The organism is Cellulomonas biazotea, from assembly GCF_004306155.1.
GTDB classification, from domain to species: Bacteria; Actinomycetota; Actinomycetes; order Actinomycetales; family Cellulomonadaceae; genus Cellulomonas; species Cellulomonas biazotea.
Window position 1 is genome coordinate 1 of record NZ_BIMR01000268.1, and the last position, 18,308, is coordinate 18,308.

General features: G+C 72.0%; 15 protein-coding genes and 1 pseudogene. 11 read left to right on the forward strand and 5 right to left on the reverse strand.

From position 1 onward, the window contains the following. Both CBZ_RS15920 and CBZ_RS15925 read left to right on the forward strand, forming a co-directional pair. Positions 1-512 (forward strand): annotated as a pseudogene (locus CBZ_RS15920) (4-hydroxy-3-methylbut-2-enyl diphosphate reductase); the annotation flags it as partial. 73 nt (positions 513-585) lie between these two features. Continuing rightward, complete coding sequence (locus CBZ_RS15925) at positions 586-2,334, forward strand: BCCT family transporter (RefSeq protein WP_130782477.1); 1,749 nt, start codon at positions 586-588, stop codon at positions 2,332-2,334. A gap of 134 nt (positions 2,335-2,468) precedes the next feature. On the opposite strand, the gene CBZ_RS15930 is transcribed toward CBZ_RS15925, so the two are convergent. Beyond that, entirely contained in the window at positions 2,469-3,890 is a 1,422-nt protein-coding gene (locus tag CBZ_RS15930) for a DNA recombination protein RmuC (RefSeq protein ID WP_130782478.1), read from the reverse strand. Between the two features lie 98 nt (positions 3,891-3,988). Here CBZ_RS15930 and CBZ_RS15935 point away from each other — a divergent pair, with 98 nt between their 5' ends. The 5 genes from CBZ_RS15935 to CBZ_RS15955 all read left to right on the forward strand — a co-directional run bounded on the left by CBZ_RS15935 (position 3,989) and on the right by CBZ_RS15955 (position 8,999). Further along, a complete protein-coding gene (locus tag CBZ_RS15935; protein WP_246013485.1) occupies positions 3,989-4,885 on the forward strand; it encodes an ABC transporter ATP-binding protein in 897 nt (298 codons plus the stop codon). Next, the gene (locus tag CBZ_RS15940; RefSeq protein WP_130782479.1) at positions 4,861-6,414 is read left to right on the forward strand and encodes a hypothetical protein; all 1,554 of its coding nucleotides are present in this window, start codon (positions 4,861-4,863) and stop codon (positions 6,412-6,414) included. The genes CBZ_RS15935 and CBZ_RS15940 overlap by 25 nt, the downstream gene beginning before the upstream one ends. 52 nt (positions 6,415-6,466) lie before the next feature. Beyond that, a complete protein-coding gene (gene ychF / locus CBZ_RS15945; protein WP_130782480.1) occupies positions 6,467-7,543 on the forward strand; it encodes a redox-regulated ATPase YchF in 1,077 nt (358 codons plus the stop codon). Between the two features lie 181 nt (positions 7,544-7,724). Beyond that, the gene (locus CBZ_RS15950; RefSeq protein WP_130782481.1) at positions 7,725-8,126 is read left to right on the forward strand and encodes a hypothetical protein; all 402 of its coding nucleotides are present in this window, start codon (positions 7,725-7,727) and stop codon (positions 8,124-8,126) included. A gap of 150 nt (positions 8,127-8,276) precedes the next feature. Continuing rightward, positions 8,277-8,999 carry a tyrosine-protein phosphatase gene (locus tag CBZ_RS15955; protein WP_246013487.1) on the forward strand — a complete coding sequence of 241 codons (723 nt, stop codon included), beginning with the start codon at positions 8,277-8,279 and terminating at the stop codon, positions 8,997-8,999. Between the two features lie 45 nt (positions 9,000-9,044). On the opposite strand, the gene CBZ_RS15960 is transcribed toward CBZ_RS15955, so the two are convergent. From CBZ_RS15960 to CBZ_RS15970, 3 genes are all read right to left on the reverse strand, one after another. Beyond that, positions 9,045-9,446, reverse strand: coding sequence for a PIN domain-containing protein (locus CBZ_RS15960; protein WP_130782483.1), 402 nt, complete (start codon positions 9,444-9,446; stop codon positions 9,045-9,047). A gap of 36 nt (positions 9,447-9,482) precedes the next feature. Continuing rightward, on the reverse strand, positions 9,483-9,866 hold the full coding sequence (locus tag CBZ_RS15965; RefSeq protein WP_130782490.1) for an iron chaperone: 384 nt from the start codon (positions 9,864-9,866) through the stop codon (positions 9,483-9,485). 158 nt (positions 9,867-10,024) lie between these two features. Next, positions 10,025-10,495 carry a nitroreductase/quinone reductase family protein gene (locus CBZ_RS15970; protein WP_130782484.1) on the reverse strand — a complete coding sequence of 157 codons (471 nt, stop codon included), beginning with the start codon at positions 10,493-10,495 and terminating at the stop codon, positions 10,025-10,027. Between the two features lie 366 nt (positions 10,496-10,861). On the opposite strand from CBZ_RS15970, the gene CBZ_RS15975 reads away from it, so the two are divergent. From CBZ_RS15975 to CBZ_RS15985, 3 genes are all read left to right on the forward strand, one after another. Continuing rightward, positions 10,862-12,733 (forward strand): ABC transporter family substrate-binding protein, encoded by a 1,872-nt coding sequence (locus CBZ_RS15975; RefSeq protein WP_130782485.1) that lies wholly within the window; start codon positions 10,862-10,864, stop codon positions 12,731-12,733. A gap of 199 nt (positions 12,734-12,932) precedes the next feature. After that, positions 12,933-14,576, forward strand: a complete 1,644-nt coding sequence (locus CBZ_RS15980) for an ABC transporter permease (protein ID WP_174768691.1) — start codon at positions 12,933-12,935, stop codon at positions 14,574-14,576. Continuing rightward, positions 14,573-15,640, forward strand: coding sequence for an ABC transporter permease (locus CBZ_RS15985; RefSeq protein ID WP_130782487.1), 1,068 nt, complete (start codon positions 14,573-14,575; stop codon positions 15,638-15,640). The genes CBZ_RS15980 and CBZ_RS15985 overlap by 4 nt, the downstream gene beginning before the upstream one ends. Before the next feature lie 17 nt (positions 15,641-15,657). Here the strand turns inward: CBZ_RS15985 and CBZ_RS15990 are convergent, their stop codons facing one another. After that, positions 15,658-16,269 (reverse strand): PH domain-containing protein, encoded by a 612-nt coding sequence (locus CBZ_RS15990; RefSeq protein WP_130782488.1) that lies wholly within the window; start codon positions 16,267-16,269, stop codon positions 15,658-15,660. Between the two features lie 89 nt (positions 16,270-16,358). On the opposite strand from CBZ_RS15990, the gene CBZ_RS15995 reads away from it, so the two are divergent. After that, a complete protein-coding gene (locus tag CBZ_RS15995; RefSeq protein WP_246013489.1) occupies positions 16,359-18,266 on the forward strand; it encodes an ABC transporter ATP-binding protein in 1,908 nt (635 codons plus the stop codon). The last annotated feature ends 42 nt before the right edge of the window (positions 18,267-18,308 follow it).

Below are 18,308 nucleotides of genomic sequence, written 5' to 3' on the forward strand. Positions count from 1 at the left end.
CCACGCTGTCGGTCGACGAGACGATGGAGACGGTCCGGCGGCTGCGCGAGCGGTTCCCGCACCTGCAGGACCCGCCGAGCGACGACATCTGCTACGCCACGCAGAACCGCCAGGTCGCCGTGAAGAAGCTCGCGCCGCGCTGCGACGTCGTCATCACGGTCGGCTCCGCGAACTCCTCGAACTCGGTGCGGCTCGTCGAGGTCGCCCTCGACGCGGGCGCCCGCACGTCGTACCGGGTGGACAAGGCCGCCGAGATCGACCCGGCCTGGCTGGAGGGCGCGACGACCGTGGGCGTCACCTCCGGTGCCTCGGTGCCCGAGATCCTGGTCCGCGACGTCCTCGACCTGCTCGCCCGGCACGGGTTCGGCGAGGTCGAGGAGGTCCGCACGGCGACCGAGGACCTCATGTTCTCGCTGCCGCGCGAGCTCCGGGCCGACCTCAAGGCCGCCGGTGCCACCCCCGAGCGTCCGCGCCGCGAGGGCCGCCGCTCCCTGGACGTCCAGACCGCCTGACGGATCTCGGGCCTGCCCAGGCCGGGCAGCGCCCGGCCGGGAAGGCCGGGCGAGCGTGTGCGAGGGTGGAACGATGCCCTCTGCGAGCCCGCCGCCCCATCCCGTCGCGCCCACGTACGGCCGAGGTCTGGCCGGCATCCAGCGCCGCGTCTTCTGGCCCGCGCTCGCGGTGGTGGTCCTCGTGGCCGGCCTCGCGATCGCCTTCCCGGCCGCCGCCGAGGACCTGGTCGGGGCGCTCCAGGAGAACGTCGTCGGCGTCTTCGGCTGGTACTACGTCCTGCTGGTCGCGGGGTTCGTCGCGTTCGCCCTGTGGCTCGGGCTCGGCCGCTGGGGCGACCTCACGCTCGGCGCGGACGACGACGAGCCGGAGTTCGGCCTGCGGACCTGGTTCGCGATGCTGTTCGCCGCCGGCATGGGCATCGGCCTGGTCTTCTACGGCGTCGCCGAGCCCTTGAGCCACTTCGCGGACCCCAAGCCGGGCGTGACCGGGACGCCCGCGCAGCTCGCGCAGTCGGCGCTCGCGCAGACGTACCTGCACTGGGGGGTCCACGCCTGGGCGATCTACGTCATGGTCGGCCTGGCCGTCGCGTGGGCCGTGCACCGGCGCGGCCGCCCGGTGTCCATCCGCTGGGCGCTCGAGCCGCTGCTCGGGGACCGCGTCCGCGGCACCCTGGGCGACGCGATCGACGTCACGGCCGTCGTCGGCACGATGTTCGGGGTGGCGACGTCGCTCGGGCTCGGCGTCCTGCAGATCTCCGCGGGCCTGCGGCACCTCGGCGTCGCCTCGTCGGGCCGGACGACGCAGGTCGTGCTCATCGTGGTCATCACGGCGGTCGCGACGTGGTCGGTCGTGAGCGGGCTGGACCGCGGCCTCAAGTGGCTGTCGAACATCAACGTCGGCCTCGCCGGGGTGCTCCTGGCCGCCGTCCTCGTGCTCGGGCCCACGTTGTTCCTGCTGCGCGACTTCGTGCAGTCGATCGGCGTGTACCTGTCGTCGGTCCTGTCGCTCACGTTCAACGTGAGCGCCTACGCGGGCCCCGAGGGCGAGGCGTGGCAGGCGGCGTGGACGACGTTCTACTGGGGCTGGTGGATGTCGTGGGCGCCGTTCGTGGGCGTGTTCATCGCCCGCATCTCCCGCGGGCGGACCGTGCGGGAGTTCGTCGGCGGGGTGCTGCTCGTGCCGACGCTCGTGACGTTCCTGTGGTTCGCGGTGCTCGGCGGCACGGCCATCCACCGCGAGATCTTCGGCGCCGGCGGCCTGGTCGCGCAGGACGGCACCGTCGTCGCCGAGAACGCGCTGTTCGACATGCTCGCCGGCCTGCCGTGGGGGTCGGTGCTGTCGGTGCTGGCGATCGTCCTGATCGGGCTCTTCTTCATCACGTCGGCCGACTCCGGATCCCTCGTCGTCGCGATGCTCTCGTCCGGCGGCAACCCCGACCCGAGCCGCCCGGTCCGGGTGATCTGGGCGACGCTCGGGGGCCTGCTCGCGATCGCGCTGCTGCTCGCCGGGGGACTGGTCGCCCTGCAGACGGCCGCGATCCTCATCGCCCTGCCGTTCTCCCTGGTGATGATCGGCATGGTGGTGTCCCTCGCGCGCGCGCTCGGCCGGGAGCACCACGAGCTGCTGCGCGCGCAGCGGCTCGAGGCGCGGGTGCGGCTCACGCAGCACGTGACGGCGCACGTCACGGGCGAGGTCAGCTCGCTGCTGGACCGCCGGTCGCGGTCCGACGCGGGGCGTCGGTCCACGCGCGGAACGCGTCGACGACCGGACGAGCCCGCGGGACCGAGACCCGGACCAGGACCCGAGTCGCCCGGCGACTGACCGGTCCGCCGCACGGGCGTCGTCGGGCGACCACCCTCCGGTCGGGCGCCGCCGAGCGACCACCCTCCGGTCGGGCGCCGCCGGGCGACCACCCCTCCGGCCGGGCGCTCGTCGTCGCGCGACCGCCGCGTCCGTCAGGCGCTCGTCGGCCCCTCGCCCGCGGCGCGACGGTCGTCGGGACGCGGGACCTCGGCGTCGAGCGCCTGCGCGTCACGGCGCGCGACCCCGTCCCCGAGGACGCGGTCGTCGAGGGCCACGATCTGCTCCTCGGCGGAGGCGACGAGCTCGGGCGCGCTCACGACCGAGAGCTGCGGGTTGACCGGCGTCGGCGTCGGCAGGTCGCCGTCGACGACGTGCAGGTCGGCGAACCGTCGCGCGCTCACCAGGACCCGCGTCTCGAGCGAGCCGACCGCCTGGTTGTAGGCGCCCGCGGCGGAGTCGATCGCGCGGCCGAGTCGCGTCAGGTGCGCGCCCATCGTCGCGAGGCGCCCGTGCAGCTCCTTGCCGAGCGAGAGCACGGCCTGCGCGTTGCTCGCGAGCGCGTCCTGCCGCCACGCGTACGCGACGGTCCGCAGCAGCGTCAGCAGCGTCACGGGCGTCGCGAGGACGACGTTCTGCTCGAACGCGTACTCGACGAGCGTCGGGTCCTGCTCGGCGGCGGCGTGCAGGAACGACTCCGCGGGCACGAACATGACGACGAACTCGGGCGCGGGCGCGAACTGGTCCCAGTAGCGCTTCGAGGCGAGGTCGTCGACGTGCTTGCGGACGTGCCGCGCGTGCGCCGCGAGCCGCTGGGCCCGGACGGTCTCGTCGTCGGTCTGCGTCGCCTCGAGGAAGCCGAGGAACGCGACCTTCGCGTCGACGACGACGTGCTTGCCGCCCGCGAGCCGGACCACCATGTCGGGCCGCAGCAGCCCGTCGTCGGTGCGCACCTGCTCCTGCTCGACGAAGTCGACGTGCGCGAGCATCCCTGCGGCCTCGACGACCCGGCGCAGCTGCACCTCGCCCCACCGGCCGCGCACCTGCGACGAGCGCAGGGCCGTGACGAGCTGGGCCGTCTCTCCCCGGAGCTGGTCGGAGGCCGCGCGCATGGCGCGCACCTGCTCGCCCAGCGCCGCGTTGCCCTCCGCGCGCGCCTTCTCGGCCTCCGCGAGCTCGGTGCGGACGTGGTCGAGCGTGCGGGACAGCGGTTCGACGAGCGCGCGGACGGCCTGCTCGCGCTGCGCGAGCTCGCCGACCTGCGTCTGGTGGTCGGCGGCGAACCGCTGGTGCGCGAGCGCGAGGAACTGGTCGGTGCTCGTCGCGAGGGCGTCGGCCGCGAGCGCGCGGAACTGGTCGGCGAGCCGCTCCGAGTCCGCCTGCGCGGCCTCGAGCCGGGCCGTCGTGGTCGCGCGCTCCGCGTCGAGGACCGCCCGCGCCCGTGCCGCCTCGACCTCGGCCGCGTGCAGGCGCGCGGACGTGCGGCGCGTGGCCGCCGACGACCCGAGCACCCACGCGAGCGTCGCGCCCACGACGAGTCCCAGGAGGAGGCCCAGCAGCAGCGACGAGATCGACATGGACGCACCCTCTCAGGCGGCACCCACAACGTCGGGGACGACGACGGGAACAGCACCGGGCGCCAGCGAGGCGCGTGACGTGCACCTATGCTGATCCGATGCCGCCCGAGGACGTCGACACGCCCCTGTCCGACCCCGGTCCGGGACCCGCGACCGGCCCCGTGGTCCCGCCCACGACCGAACCTGTGCCGGACCCGTCACCGGTCGTCGCCGGACACGCCGCCACCGCCGGCAGCGCGCCGGCCCTGTCCGTGCGCGGCCTGTGGCGCCGCTTCGGCCAGAAGGTCGCCGTCGCGGGCATCGACCTCGACGTACCGGCCGGCTCGTTCTACGGGCTCGTCGGCCCCAACGGCGCGGGCAAGACGACCACGCTCTCGATGTCCACGGGCCTGCTGCAGCCCGACGCGGGCACGGTGCACGTCCACGGCCAGGACCTGTGGGCGTCGCCGCTGCAGGTCAAGGCGATGCTCGGCGTCCTGCCGGACGGCGTGAAGCTCTTCGACCGGCTCACGGGCGAGCAGCTCATCACCTATGCGGGCCTGCTGCACGGCCTCGACCGGGACACGACTGCCGAGCGGACGCGCGACCTGCTGACGGCGATGGACCTCACGGCCGACAAGGGCACGCTCGTCGTCGACTACTCCGCGGGCATGACCAAGAAGGTCGCGCTGGCGTGCGCGCTCGTGCACGTGCCGCGCCTGCTGGTCCTCGACGAGCCGTTCGAGGCCGTCGACCCGGTGTCGGCGGCGAACATCCGCGACATCCTCGCGTCCTACGTGCGCTCGGGCGGCACGGTCATCGTGTCGTCGCACGTCATGGACCTCGTGCAGCGCATGTGCGACCACGTCGCGATCATCGCGGGCGGCCACGTGCTGGCCGCGGGCACGGTCGACGAGGTGCGCGGCGACGCGAGCCTGGAGGACCGGTTCGTCGACCTCGTCGGCGGGCGCGTCAGCGGGGAGGGGCTCGCGTGGTTGCGCACCTCGTCCGACTGAAGCTCACGCTGCTGCGCAACGGGCTCAAGCGCAGCGTCTGGCAGGTCGTCGGCCTCGTCATCGGCCTGCTGTACGGGCTGTTCGTCGCCGTCCTCGCGGTGGCCGGCGTCGTCACGCTGTCCGTCGCGCGCCCGGACCTGCTGCCGACGGTCGTCGTCCTCGCCGGCTCGGTGGTCATGCTCGGCTGGTGGGTCGTCCCGCTGCTCGCGTTCGGCGTCGACTCGACGGTCGACCCGGGCCGCTTCACGACGTTCCCGATCCCGCGCCGCCAGCTCGTCGTCGGTCTCGCCGTGGGCGGGCTCGTCGGCATCCCCGGCGTCATGACGTCGCTGGTCTCGCTGGGCACGGTCGCGGCGTGGTGGCGGGACCCCGCGGCGCTGGTCGCGGCGATCCCCGCCGCGGTCCTGTTCCTGCTGACGGCGGTCGTCGGGAGCCGTGCGACGACGACGCTGGTCGCACCGCTCGTCGCGCGTCGCCGGGTGCGGGAGCTGCTCGCGATCCTCGCGCTCGTGCCGATCTTCCTCATCGGGCCGATCCTGTCGAGCCTGGAGGGTGCGTTCGAGGGGGCGCGGTTCGACGGCCTCGTCGCGGCGCTCGCGTGGTCGCCGCTCGGTGCCACCTGGGGCGTGCCCGTGGCCGTCGCGGACGGCGAGTGGCTGGTCGCGCTCGGCCGCCTCGCGGTCGCCGCCCTGACGCTGCTCGTGCTCGCCGTCGTGTGGGACCGCAGCCTGGCGCACAGCCTGGTCAACCCGATCCAGGAGCGCGCCGGCGGGACGGGCCGCGACCTCGGCTGGTTCGGCCGCCTGCCCGCGACGCCGCTCGGTGCGGTCACGGCGCGCTGCCTGACGTACTGGGTGCGCGACCCGCGGTACGCCGCGTCGCTCGTGTTCCTGCCGGTCGTGCCGATCTTCCTGTGGTTCGTGTCGCCGGGCGGCGACCTGCTGCTCGTCCTCGGCCCGGTCGCGGCGTACTTCATGGGCTGGGGCATCTCCGCCGACGTCGCCTACGACGGCAGCAGCTTCTGGACGCACGTCGCGGCCCCGCTGCGCGGCTCGGTCGACCGACTGGGCCGGGTGCTGTCCGCGGCGCTGCTCGGGGTCCCGGTCGTGCTGGCGTGCGCGGTCGTCCCGGCGCTGGCCCTCGGCAGGCCGCAGGACGTGCCCGCCCTGGTCGGCGTGTCCTTCGGCGTCCTGCTGACGTCGTGGGGGGCGTCGAGCATCGCGTCGGCGCTCGTCGTGTACCCCGTGCAGAAGGCGGGCGAGAACCCGTTCCAGACGAAGTCGAACGGCGGGACGACCGCGGTCGTGTCGCAGCTCGGCGGCTCGCTGGTCGTCGCGGTGGCGTGCCTGCCGGAGGCCGTGCTCGCGTTCGTCGCGGTCCGGCAGGGGATCGCGTGGCTCGGCGTCCTCACGCTCGTCGTCGGGCTCGTCCTGGGGGCGGTCGCGCTCGTCGTCGGGGTGCGTGTGGGGGGTCGGGTGCTGGAGCGCCGGCAGACCGAGCTGCTGCGCCAGCTCGTCTCGTTCGCCTGATCCGCCGCCCGCGGGCCGACCGACGGCCGGCCCGCCCGTAGACTTGCCGCCCGTGGCACTCACCATCGGCATCGTCGGCCTGCCCAACGTCGGCAAGTCCACCCTCTTCAACGCGCTGACCCGTGCGCAGGTCCTCGCCGCGAACTACCCGTTCGCGACGATCGAGCCGAACGTCGGCGTCGTGCCGCTGCCGGACCCGCGGCTCGCCGTGCTCGCCGACCTGTTCGGCTCGGAGCGCATCCTGCCCGCGACGGTGTCGTTCGTGGACATCGCCGGCATCGTCAAGGGCGCGAGCGAGGGCGAGGGCCTCGGCAACAAGTTCCTCGCGAACATCCGCGAGGCCGACGCGATCTGCCAGGTCACGCGCGCGTTCGCCGACCCGGACGTCGTGCACGTCTCGGGCGAGGTGAACCCGAAGGACGACATCGAGATCATCAGCACCGAGCTGATCCTCGCCGACCTCCAGACCCTCGAGAAGGCGATCCCGCGCCTCGAGAAGGAGGTCAAGGGCAAGAAGGCCGAGCCCGCGCTGCTGGCCGCCGCGGTGTCCGCGCAGGAGGTCCTGCAGAAGGGCCAGACCCTGTTCGCCGCCGGTCTGGCCGCCGACGAGCACGTCGCCCAGCTGCAGCTCATGACGGCCAAGCCGTTCATCTACGTGTTCAACACCGACGACGCCGGGCTCGCCGACACCGCGATGCAGGACGAGCTGCGCGCGCTCGTCGCGCCCGCCGACGCGATCTTCCTCGACGCGAAGTTCGAGTCCGAGCTCGTCGAGCTCGAGCCCGACGAGGCCGCCGAGATGCTCGCCGAGAACGGCCAGGAGGAGGCGGGCCTCGACCAGCTCGCCCGCGTCGGCTTCCACACCCTGGGCCTCCAGTCGTACCTCACGGCGGGCCCGAAGGAGGCGCGCGCCTGGACGATCCGGCAGGGCTGGACCGCCCCGCAGGCCGCGGGTGTCATCCACACGGACTTCCAGAAGGGCTTCATCAAGGCCGAGGTCATCTCGTTCGACGACCTCGTCGCCGCCGGGTCGGTCGCCGCCGCGCGTGCCGCCGGCAAGGCCCGCATCGAGGGCAAGGACTACGTCATGGCCGACGGCGACGTCGTGGAGTTCCGCTTCAACGTGTGACCTGGCAGTCGTCCGCCGGCTCGGCGTCGACGGTGATGGCAGACGAGGGAAGACTGGGGCCGAGCCCGGCTCGGACCCTCCACCCGCCATAGGCTCTCGACGGATCGGACGAAGGTCCGTGCGGACGCCGGGACGGCCACGGCCGTACCGACGCCGAAGACCAGTCGAGAGGTGGGTGGCGATGGGCCGGTTCAGCGTCGACCTGTTCAGCGACGGGCGATGGTCCGACGAGGCGACCGCACCGACGTGGCTCAGCCTGGAGATCCACGACAGCGACATCGCGGTCGTCCGCTACGCCCCGGCAGGACCGGGGACCGGCCTCGTGTACCTCGGCTACCAGCCGCGCGACTATTTCGACGACCCCGGAGCCAGCGCGCCCGTCGACGTGGTCGCCGAGGCCAGGGGGCTGGCCACATGGGCGCTGACCGCGGTCGGCACGGTCGTCGAGCCCGAGGAGGTCGAGCCGCTCCTGGCTCGCGAGGGCATCGAGTCGGCCGTCGACCTGTTCGTCGAGGAGACGGTCACGACGCTGTTCGCGCTGCTCGGGGTCCCGCTGCCTGCCGAGCTCGCGCCGGCCGACTGATCCGCGGTCCGCGGGTCGGCAGCCGTGATCTGACGGACAGGGTGATCGCCGACAGACGGTGGTGAGTTCCGCTCGCAGGCGGGTCGCTCGTCGAGGCGCCCTCGCGTGAGGGGCGCCGCTAGTCGTACCTTGTCGCCCGTGCGAGCTCTCGTGGTCGACGGCCTCGTCAACGCGCGGGACCTCGGTGGGCTTCCGCTGCTCGCGGGCGGCACGACTCCGCAAGGGGTCTTCTTCCGCTCCGAGAACGTCGACGCACTCACGGCCCGCGGTTGGGACGAGCTCTTCCGACTGGGCATCCGCACCGTCGCCGATCTTCGGCAGACCGCCGAACGGGAACGGGACCAGCGACCCCGGCCTGACTGGGTGGTCACGGCGCACGTCGATCTGGACGGGCTGGAGAACGTCGACTTCTGGCGGGACTACGCGGAGAGTGGGCTGTGGGGCACGGCCGCCTACTTCCTGCCCCACCTGGTCGCGATGCCCGAGCGTGCCGGTGCCGCCCTCGAAGCCGTGGCGCAGGCCGGCGAGGGTGGCGTTCTCTTCCACTGCATGTCGGGACGCGATCGCACCGGCATGGTCGCGATGCTCCTGCTCAGCCTTGTCGGGGTGGAGCCCGAAGCGATCGTGCACGACTACCTGGAGACGGTGCGTCGCGCCGACGCGCTCGCCGCGGCGACCGGACGGGAGAACGACGAGCCCGTGCGCGAGGCGATCCTCGCTCGCAGGGGATCGACCACCGAGCTGGCGTTCCGGGACGCGCTCGCGAGCGTGGACCTGGAGGCCCTCCTGACGTCGGCAGGAGTCTCCGAGGGCACCGAGCGGTGCCTTCGGACCTGGCGCGGCTCGCTCGCGCTCGACGACCAGACCGGTTGATCGCCGTCGCGACCTCGTGGAGTTCCGCTTCAACGTCTGACGTGGTCAGCCCGTGACCAGGTCGGTGGGCTGCGCGAGGGGGACGAGGCCCGTGGCGGCGGTGCGCAGGTCGGCGTCGCCCGCGACGAGGGCGTCGGCCTGCAGCAGCGCGACCGCGACGTACTCGGCGGTGCGCACGCCGGGCCAGCCGTGCTCCAGGGCCAGGTCCCACGCGCGCCGCCGCGAGACGCGGTCGCCGAGCAGGCGGATGCGCGTCTCGGTCATGCGCGTGTGCGCGTGCAGGGCGTCGTCCCGGTCGCGCCGCCCCGCACGCACGGCGTCGAGCAGCAGCTCCAGGCCGTCGACGAGGACCGACTTCGGCGCGACGAGCTGGACGTCGGGCGCGGGCGGACGGTCCTGGTCGACGAGCCAGAGCAGGGTCGGGGCGTCGATCCCGTAGCGCGGCATGGCGCCATGGTCGCGCACGGGACGCGGCCTGGCGCGTCAGCCGGCGGCGCGGACGACGAGGTCGCGGATCTGCGCCTCGACGGAGGGTGTCACCTTCGTGACCGCGAACGCGGTGGGCCAGATCTCGCCGTCGTCCAGCGCGGCGTCCTCGTTGAAGCCGAGGGTGGAGTACCGGGTCTTGAACTTCGCGGAGGCCTGGAAGAAGACGACGACCTTGCCGTCCTTCGCGTAGGCGGGCTGGCCGTACCAGGTCTTCGGGGTGAGGCCGGGCGCGGCCTCGGTGACGATCTCGTGCACCTTCTCGGCGATCGCACGGTCGGCGTCGGGCATCTCGGCGATCTTCGCGAGCAGGTCGGCGAGCGGGTCCGCCTTGCCGGCGCGCGTCTTCGCGGTCCGGACCTCCTGGGCGCGCTCCTTCATCGCGGCGCGTTCCTCGGCGGTGAAGCTCTGGCCCTGCTCGTCGCTGCTGGTGGCGTTCACGTCGTCCTCCGGGTCGTGGTGCGTCGGTCCGTCACGCCGATGCTAGGAACCCGCGGGTCGCCCGCGCTTCTTCGATCCTGACCGACTGCGCGCGCCGCTCAGGCGGGTGCCGGCGTGAGGACGAAGACGCGCAGGTCGCGGTCGGTGCGGGCGGCGTAGTCGTCGTAGCCGGGCCACACGGCGAGCAGGGCGGGCAGGAGGCGGGTGCGCTCGTCGTCGGTGGCGAGGTGCGCGACGACGTCGACCGTGCGCCCGTCGACCGCGACGCGGGCGTGCGGGTCGGCCAGCAGGTTGGTGGACCACGCGGGGTGGTGCTGCTGCCCCCAGTTGGAGCCGATGACGACCCAGCGGTCGCCGTCGCGCGCGCACACGAGGACGGCGTCGCGCGGCTGACCGCTGCGGTGGCCGGTGGTGGTGAGGACGAGCTGGGGGAGGCGGGGGCGGCCGAGGACGCTCCAGCGTCCGTGCGTCGCGCGCTGGATGCGGCGGTCGAGCCGGGAGGCGGCGCGTCCGAGGCGGGCGAAGGCCCGCGTGCGGCCGAGCCGGTGCAGGGTTCTGGTGGCGTCCATGGGTGAATCCTGGGGTACGGCCGCCGTCCGGCGGTGGTACCGCTCCCGTAGCACGTCCGCGGACGTGTCCATACCAGAGTCCGGTCGACACCGCGTGCGAATTGCCCGTTCAGGGGCCTGACGTCACCGGATCGGACATGTTTCTGCGATGTTTCCCCAGGCCACCTGTCTCGTATCGTGGACACTACCAACCAGTATCAATCAGGTAACGATCGGCCCGTGCCACCCGGCGTGCCCGATATGTCCGACGCTGCTTGACTAGCGTGTGCCCAACTCACGGCGGACGTGTACCTGCCTGCTGTCGAATGCGCGGTGAAACAGCGCGCGACGTCGGCGCCGCACGTCCTCCCCTTCCCAGGAGGAACATTGAAGATCAGGCGAATCAGCGCCATCGCGGCCCCGGTGGCCGTGGGCGCCCTGGTGCTCGGAGCGTGCTCCGGACCTGAGACGGGCTCGGAGATCGAGGAGGACACCTCGGTCAGCGTCGGCTGGAACCAGCCGTTCTACTCGCAGAACAACCTCACGTCGGTCGGCAACGCGACGACCAACGCGAACGTCCTGTACCTGACGAACGGGCAGTTCAACTACTACGACGGCGACCTGAACCTCGTGAAGAACGAGGACCTCGGCACGTACGAGAAGGTCTCCGACGACCCGCTGACCGTGAAGTACACGATCAACGAGGGCGTGAAGTGGTCCGACGGCACCGCCGTCGACGCCGCCGACCTCCTCCTGTACTGGGGCCCGCAGGACGACGACTTCGACAACGTCCAGCCGGAGTACGACGAGGAGGGGAACGTCACCAACCAGGACGCCATCGACGCCGGCGTCTACTTCGACGGCTCCTCCGTCGCGATGACCCTGATCAACGAGGCGCCGGAGATCTCCGACGACGGCCGCTCGGTCACCCTCGTCTACTCGGAGCCCCGCTCCGACTGGGAGGTCTCCTTCCAGCCCTCGCCGCTCGCCGCGCACGCGGTCGCGAAGCTCGCCCTCGGCATCGAGGACGCCGAGGAGGGCAAGCAGGCCATCATCGACGCGTTCACGGACAACAACTCCGAGGACCTGTCCAAGATCGCCAAGGTCTGGAACTCCGGCTTCGACTTCACGTCGCTGCCCGACGACCCGTCGCTGTACCTCTCGTCCTCCGCGTACGTCATGTCGGAGTACGTCGAGAACCAGTACATGACGCTGACGGCGCGCGACGACTACACCTGGGGCCCGAAGCCCAAGGTCTCCTCGATCACGATCCGCTACACCGAGGACCCGCTGGCGTCCGTCACGGCCCTGCAGAACGGTGAGGTCGACCTCATCCAGCCGCAGTCGTCCGTCGACGTCATCAAGACGCTCGAGGGCCTGACCGGCGCCGGCGTCGAGTACACGACCGCGCCCGAGGGCACGTTCGAGCACGTCGACACCATCATGAACAACGGTGGCCCGTTCGACCCGGCGACCTACGGCGGCGACGCCGAGAAGGCCCGCAAGGTCCGCGAGGCGTTCCTCAAGACGGTCCCGCGCCAGGAGATCATCGAGAAGCTCATCAAGCCGCTGCAGGAGGACGCCACCACGCGTGACTCCTTCACGGTGGTCCCGGGCTCCCCGACGTACGACGACGTCATCGCCAACAACGGCTCCGAGGCGTACGCCGACGTCGACATCGCGGGCGCCACGGCGCTCCTCGCCGAGGCCGGCGTCGCCACGCCGGTCAACGTCCGCTTCCTCTACGGCAAGTCGAACGTGCGTCGCGCGAACGAGTACCAGCTCATCGCCGCCTCGGCCGCGCAGGCCGGGTTCAACGTCATCGACGAGGGCGACGACCAGTGGGGTGCCCGTCTGTCCGACACGGCGTCCTACGACGCGTCGCTGTTCGGCTGGCAGTCGACCAACACCTTCGCGCTCAACTCCGAGGGCAACTACGTCACCGGCGGTCTGAACAACTTCGGTGGCTACTCCAACGCGGACGTCGACGGCTGGTACGTCGACATGGCCACGGCGGAGGGCGACGAGGAGAAGGAGCTGACGACCAACATCGAGAAGCAGCTCTACGCCGACGCGTTCGGTGTGCCGATCTTCCAGTTCCCCGGTGTGGTGGCTCACCGCAGCGTCCTGCAGGGTGTGTCGACGATCCCGCTGTCGCCGACCATCTTCTGGAACTACTGGGAGTGGGAGATCAGCGCCGAGGACTCGCTCGACGCGCCGACGGCGACGCCGGCCGCGACCGAGGACGCCGAGGGCTGATCCTGAGCTCGCTGTAGCACGCACGACAGGGGGTGCCGCGGTCGTCAAGGCCGCGGCACCCTCGTCGTTCGCCCAGGGTCGAAACCACGACGCTGACCTGGGCGGACACGCACGTAGGACCTGCGACGCGGCCATTGCCGCCGGGTCCTCGTAGAATCGTCCTTCGCCACCATCCCCACGCGAACGAGGTCAGGACCCCATGGTCACCTCTGAGAAGAGCCTCGCGCCGGCACCGGTCACGGCCACAGCCGCACCAGCCGCGCAGGCCCCCCGGCGCCGACGCCTCAGCGCCTCCGCGCCGACGTTGACCTTCATCGGTCGCCGTCTGCTGTCCTCGGCGATCGTCCTTCTCGGGGCGACGTTCATCGTCTACATGCTCCTCGCGTACGCGCTGGACCCCCTCGAGGACCTGTACGCCAGCAGCGCTCCCAACAAGGAGCAGCTGATCGAGGCCCGCATCCGGCTCCTCGACCTCGACACCCCGCCGGTCATCCGCTACTTCAAGTGGCTCGCCGGCGTCCTCGGGTACCTCATCGGCCGGGGCACCCTCGGCGAGAGCTGGGTCACCGGGCAGCAGGTCACGGACCTGCTCGCGAGCGCGATCCCGTCCACCGTGCAGCTCGTCGGCGGGGCCACGGTCATCGCCGTGGCGCTCGGCATCACGGTCGGCATCGCCTCGGCGCTGCGCCAGTACACCGGGTTCGACTACTCGGTGACGTTCATGTCGTTCGTCCTGTACTCGCTGCCGTCCTTCTGGGTCGCGGTGCTCCTCAAGCTGTGGGGCGCCATCGGCTTCAACGACTTCCTCGCGGACCCGACGATGAGCACCACGACGATCGTGCTGCTCGCGATCCTGTCCGGCTTGGTCTGGCAGGTCCTCGTCGGCGGGGACCTGCGACGGCGCCTCGTCACGTTCGGCATGTCCGCGCTGGCCTCCGGGCTGGTCCTGTGGGGCGTCCTCGCGAGCGGCTGGCTGCTCGACCCCAGCCTCGGCATGGCCGGGATCGCGGTGCTCGGCATCGCCGCCGCGGTCGGCCTCACGGCCATGACGACGGGCCTGCAGAACCGCCGCGCGCTGTTCTCCTCGCTGACGGTCGTCGCGATCGGCGTCGCCCTGTGGTTCCCGCTGAAGTACGTCTTCGTGATCGACGGGTTCAACGGCCTGTGGGTGCTCGGCCTCGGGGTCGTCGCCGTCGGCGTCGGCCTGCTCGTCGGGCGGCTGTACGGCGGCCCCGACTACGGCCAGTCCATGCGCAACGCCGCCATCACGGCGTTCGTCGTCGCCGGGCTGATCTACGTCGACCGCGTCATGGACGTCTGGAAGCCGTACACGAACTCCAGCTACATCAACGGGCGGCCGATCGCGACCATCGGGTCGCAGACTCCCGGGCTGAACGGTGACTACTGGGTCGAGACGCTCGACCGGTTCACGCACCTGATCCTTCCGACGATCGCGCTGATCCTCATCTCGTTCGCGTCGTACACGCGGTACTCGCGGGCGAGCCTGCTCGAGGTCATGAACCAGGACTACATCCGCACCGCGCGGGCCAAGGGCCTGCCCGAGCGGGTCGTCACCGTGCGGCACGCGTTCCGCAACGCGCTCATCCCGCTCGCGACGATCATCCCGCTCGACATCGCCGCCCTGTTCGGCGGCGCGATCATCACCGAGCGCATCTTCTCGTGGAGCGGCATGGGGTCGCTCTTCATCCACTCGCTGGGGGCGAGAGACGCCGACCCGATCATGGGGTACTTCCTGGTCGTCGGGACGCTGCTCGTGCTCGCCAACATCGTCGTGGACTTCGTCTACGCCGCCCTCGACCCCAGGATCCGGGTGAACGCATGACCACCCCCACCCCCATCTCGCCCCAGCAGCTCGACGGCCAGCACCACGACGCCGTCGAGAACGCCATCGAGCTCAAGGAGGTCGAGGGCCTCTCGCAGGGACGCATCGTCCTGCGGCGGTTCCTGCGGCACCGCGGCGCCATGGCGTCGGCGGCCGTCCTGCTCGCGGTCGTCGTGCTCGCGTCCACCTCGATCGGCTGGGGACCCATCCCCGGCTGGTGGAAGTGGGCGCCGAACGACCTGTCGCCGATCGTCAACGACGGCGGCGCGCCGACGCTCTCGTTCAGCGGCGGCATCACCATCGGGGAGCACCCGTTCGGTCAGGACAACATCGGCAAGGACGTGTTCGCGCTCGTCATGCGCGGCACGCAGCAGTCGCTGCTCGTCATGTTCGTCATCGGCCTGCTCGCGTCCGCCATCGGCATCGCGCTCGGCGCGTTCGCGGGCTTCTTCCGCGGGCGCCTCGACAACTTCCTCATGCGGTTCACGGACATGGTCATCACCATCCCCGTGATCATGGTCGGCGCGATCCTCGGTGCCTGGGTCGGCGGGGCGAGCCCCATCACCCTGGCCCTGGCCCTCGCGGCCGTCACGTGGACGTCGATGGCGCGACTGGTCCGCGGCGAGTTCCTGTCGCTGCGCGAGCGGGAGTTCGTCGACGCGGCCCGCGTCGCGGGCGCCAGCAACGGCCGGATCATGTTCAAGCACATCCTGCCGAACGCGGTCGGCGTCATCATCGTCAACGCGACGCTGCTCATGGCCGCGGCGATCCTGCTCGAGACGGCGCTCAGCTACCTCGGGTTCGGCATCACCTACCCGGACGTCTCGCTGGGCAACCTCATCAACGAGTACCAGACGGCGTTCGCGACGCGACCGTGGCTGTTCTGGTGGCCCGGCCTGTTCATCGTGACGATCGCGCTGTCGATCAACTTCATCGGTGACGGCCTGCGCGACGCGTTCGACCCCCGGCAGCGCCGGATCCCGACGCGGCGGGCCCTGGCCCGTGCCGACCGTCGCGCCCAGCGCAAGTCCGGCGTCCCGGCCGCGGCGACCGCCGAGGCCTGATCCCCGTGCCCCTCCGCTCAGAGCACGAGCGCCCCGACGCTCGCCACCAGCAGGATCGCCACCGCGGCGATCGTGCCGGTGTGCCAGCGCACCCGGGGGCGCTCGTGCTCGAGGCGGGGGTCGTCCAGGAGGCCCGCGTCACGGGCCTCCTCCCAGCGGCGTCGCACGAGCGCGGCCGCGTCACCGGAGTCGGTCCGGGCCAGGTCGCCCGGACGCACGCTCCCGCCCGACCCGTAGGTGCTGCTCGGCAGGTTCCGGTCGTCGCCGGCCTGGGCACGTCCGGTCCGGACGGCGCTCGGTGCGGGTGCGGCCCACGCCGCGTAGGAGCCGTACGGGGTGCGCAGCGTCAGCGCGTACTGCGTGCCGACCTCCTGCACGGCGGGCCACGGGATCTCGACGGTGCGCAGCACGTTGCGCAGCTCGACGCCCGCGGGCGTGACGATCACCGCGGGACGCCAGTAGGCGGCCCACGCGCCGACGGCGACCAGGGCGAGCAGCGGCAGGTAGGGCAGCGTCGTCGCGGCGTCGCTCACCAGCCCCGTCACGGCGCCCACGACGCACAGCACGACCACACCCACAGCAAGCCCTCGGCCGAACCCCGGCCGGAACACCACGACGTCCGCCACCATGCGGTCATCGTCCCAGACGGCCCCCGTCCGGCTGCGCGCCACCGCGCGACCGGCACGGACCTCCCCGCACGGAAGGAACTGCTCGAACCGTGAGCACCGAGACCCTCGCGTCCGTCCCGGCCCAGCCGCCGGTCGGCAAGACGCCCATCCTCGAGGTCCGTGACCTGGCCGTCGAGTTCTTCGTCGACGGCTCGTGGTACCCCGCCGCGATCGACGTGTCGTACGACGTGCGCCCCGGAGAGGTCCTCGCCATCGTCGGCGAGTCCGGCTCCGGCAAGACGCAGTCGTCGATGTCGCTCATCGGCCTGCTGCCGCCCAACGGCCGCGCCACCGGCTCCGCGAAGCTCGCCGGTCGCGAGCTCCTCGGCCTCACGCACAAGCAGCTCAGCTCCGTGCGCGGCAAGGAGGTCGCGGTCATCTTCCAGGAGCCGATGACCGCCCTGAACCCCGTCTACACGGTCGGGTTCCAGATCATCGAGACGCTGCGCGTCCACTTCGACCTGGGCCCGAAGGCCGCGCGGGTCCGGGCGATCGAGCTGCTCAAGCTCGTCGACATCCCCGACCCGGCGAGCGCGGTCGACAAGTACCCGCACCAGCTCTCCGGCGGGCAGCGGCAGCGCGCGATGATCGCGCAGGCCCTCGCGTGCGACCCGAAGCTCCTCATCGCGGACGAGCCGACGACGGCCCTCGACGTCACCGTCCAGGCGGAGATCCTCAAGCTCATGCGCGACCTGCGCAGCCGCATCGACTCCGGCATCGTGCTCATCACGCACGACATGGGCGTCGTCGCGGACCTGTCCGACCGGGTCCTCGTCATGAAGAACGGCCGCATCGTCGAGTCCGGCTCAGCCGACGCGATCTTCAACCGGCCCGAGCACCCGTACACGATCCAGCTGCTGGAGTCGGTGCCGCACCTCGGCTCCGCGACGTTCCAGGCCCCCGCCGCGACGCACGACGTCACGGCCGGTGCGACGCAGACGTCGGCGACCACCGCGACGCCCGTCGTCGCGCCCGCCCCCGCCGCCACGGGCACCGGGTTCGCGCTCGAGGCGAAGGACCTCGTCATCGAGTACCCGTCGCGCGGACGCATCCCGGCGTTCCGTGCGATCAACGGTGTCGACCTGAGCATCGCGCGCGGCGAGGTCGTCGGCCTCGTCGGCGAGTCCGGCTCGGGCAAGACGACCGTCGGCCGCGCCGCGGTCGGCCTGCTGCCCGTCGCGGGCGGGTCGCTCAAGGTCAACGGCGTCGAGCTCGCCGGGATCAAGCCCAAGGCGCTGCGCGAGGTCCGCCAGGATGTCTCGATCGTGTTCCAGGACCCGGGCTCCTCGCTGAACCCGCGCCTGCCCATCGGCGAGTCCATCGGCGAGCCGCTCAAGCTGCACGGCATCGCCAAGGGCGCCGAGCTGAGCAAGCGCGTCGAGGACCTGCTCGACCGCGTGCACCTGCAGCGCTCGATGCGCAACCGGTACCCGCACGAGCTGTCCGGCGGCCAGCGCCAGCGCGTCGGCATCGCCCGGGCCCTCGCGCTCAGCCCCAAGCTGCTCATCGCCGACGAGCCGACCTCGGCCCTCGACGTGTCCGTGCAGGCCCGCGTCCTCGAGCTGTTCCAGGAGCTGCAGCGCGAGTACGGCTTCGCGTGCCTGTTCATCAGCCACGACCTCGCGGTCGTCGAGATCCTGTCGCGGCGCATCGCCGTCATGAACAAGGGCCTGCTCGTCGAGGTCGGGGAGCGCGACGCGATCCTGGGCAACCCGCAGCAGGACTACACCAAGCGCCTGCTCGCCGCGGTGCCCGTGCCGAACCCGGCCGAGCAGAAGGTGCGGCGTGAGGAGCGCGACCGGCTCATCGAGGAGGCCGAGGCCGCGCTGCGGCAGGCCGACGCGCGGGCCGACGCGGTCGCGCACGGCCGGAACCTCGACGAGTTCGAGCAGCAGGAGCAGCGCACGAAGGGCGAGTTCGAGGCGACCAACCCGCCGCGCGGCGGCGGCAGCGTCTGACCCGGGTCACGCACGACCGACGGAGGCCGCCCCCCCCCCCCC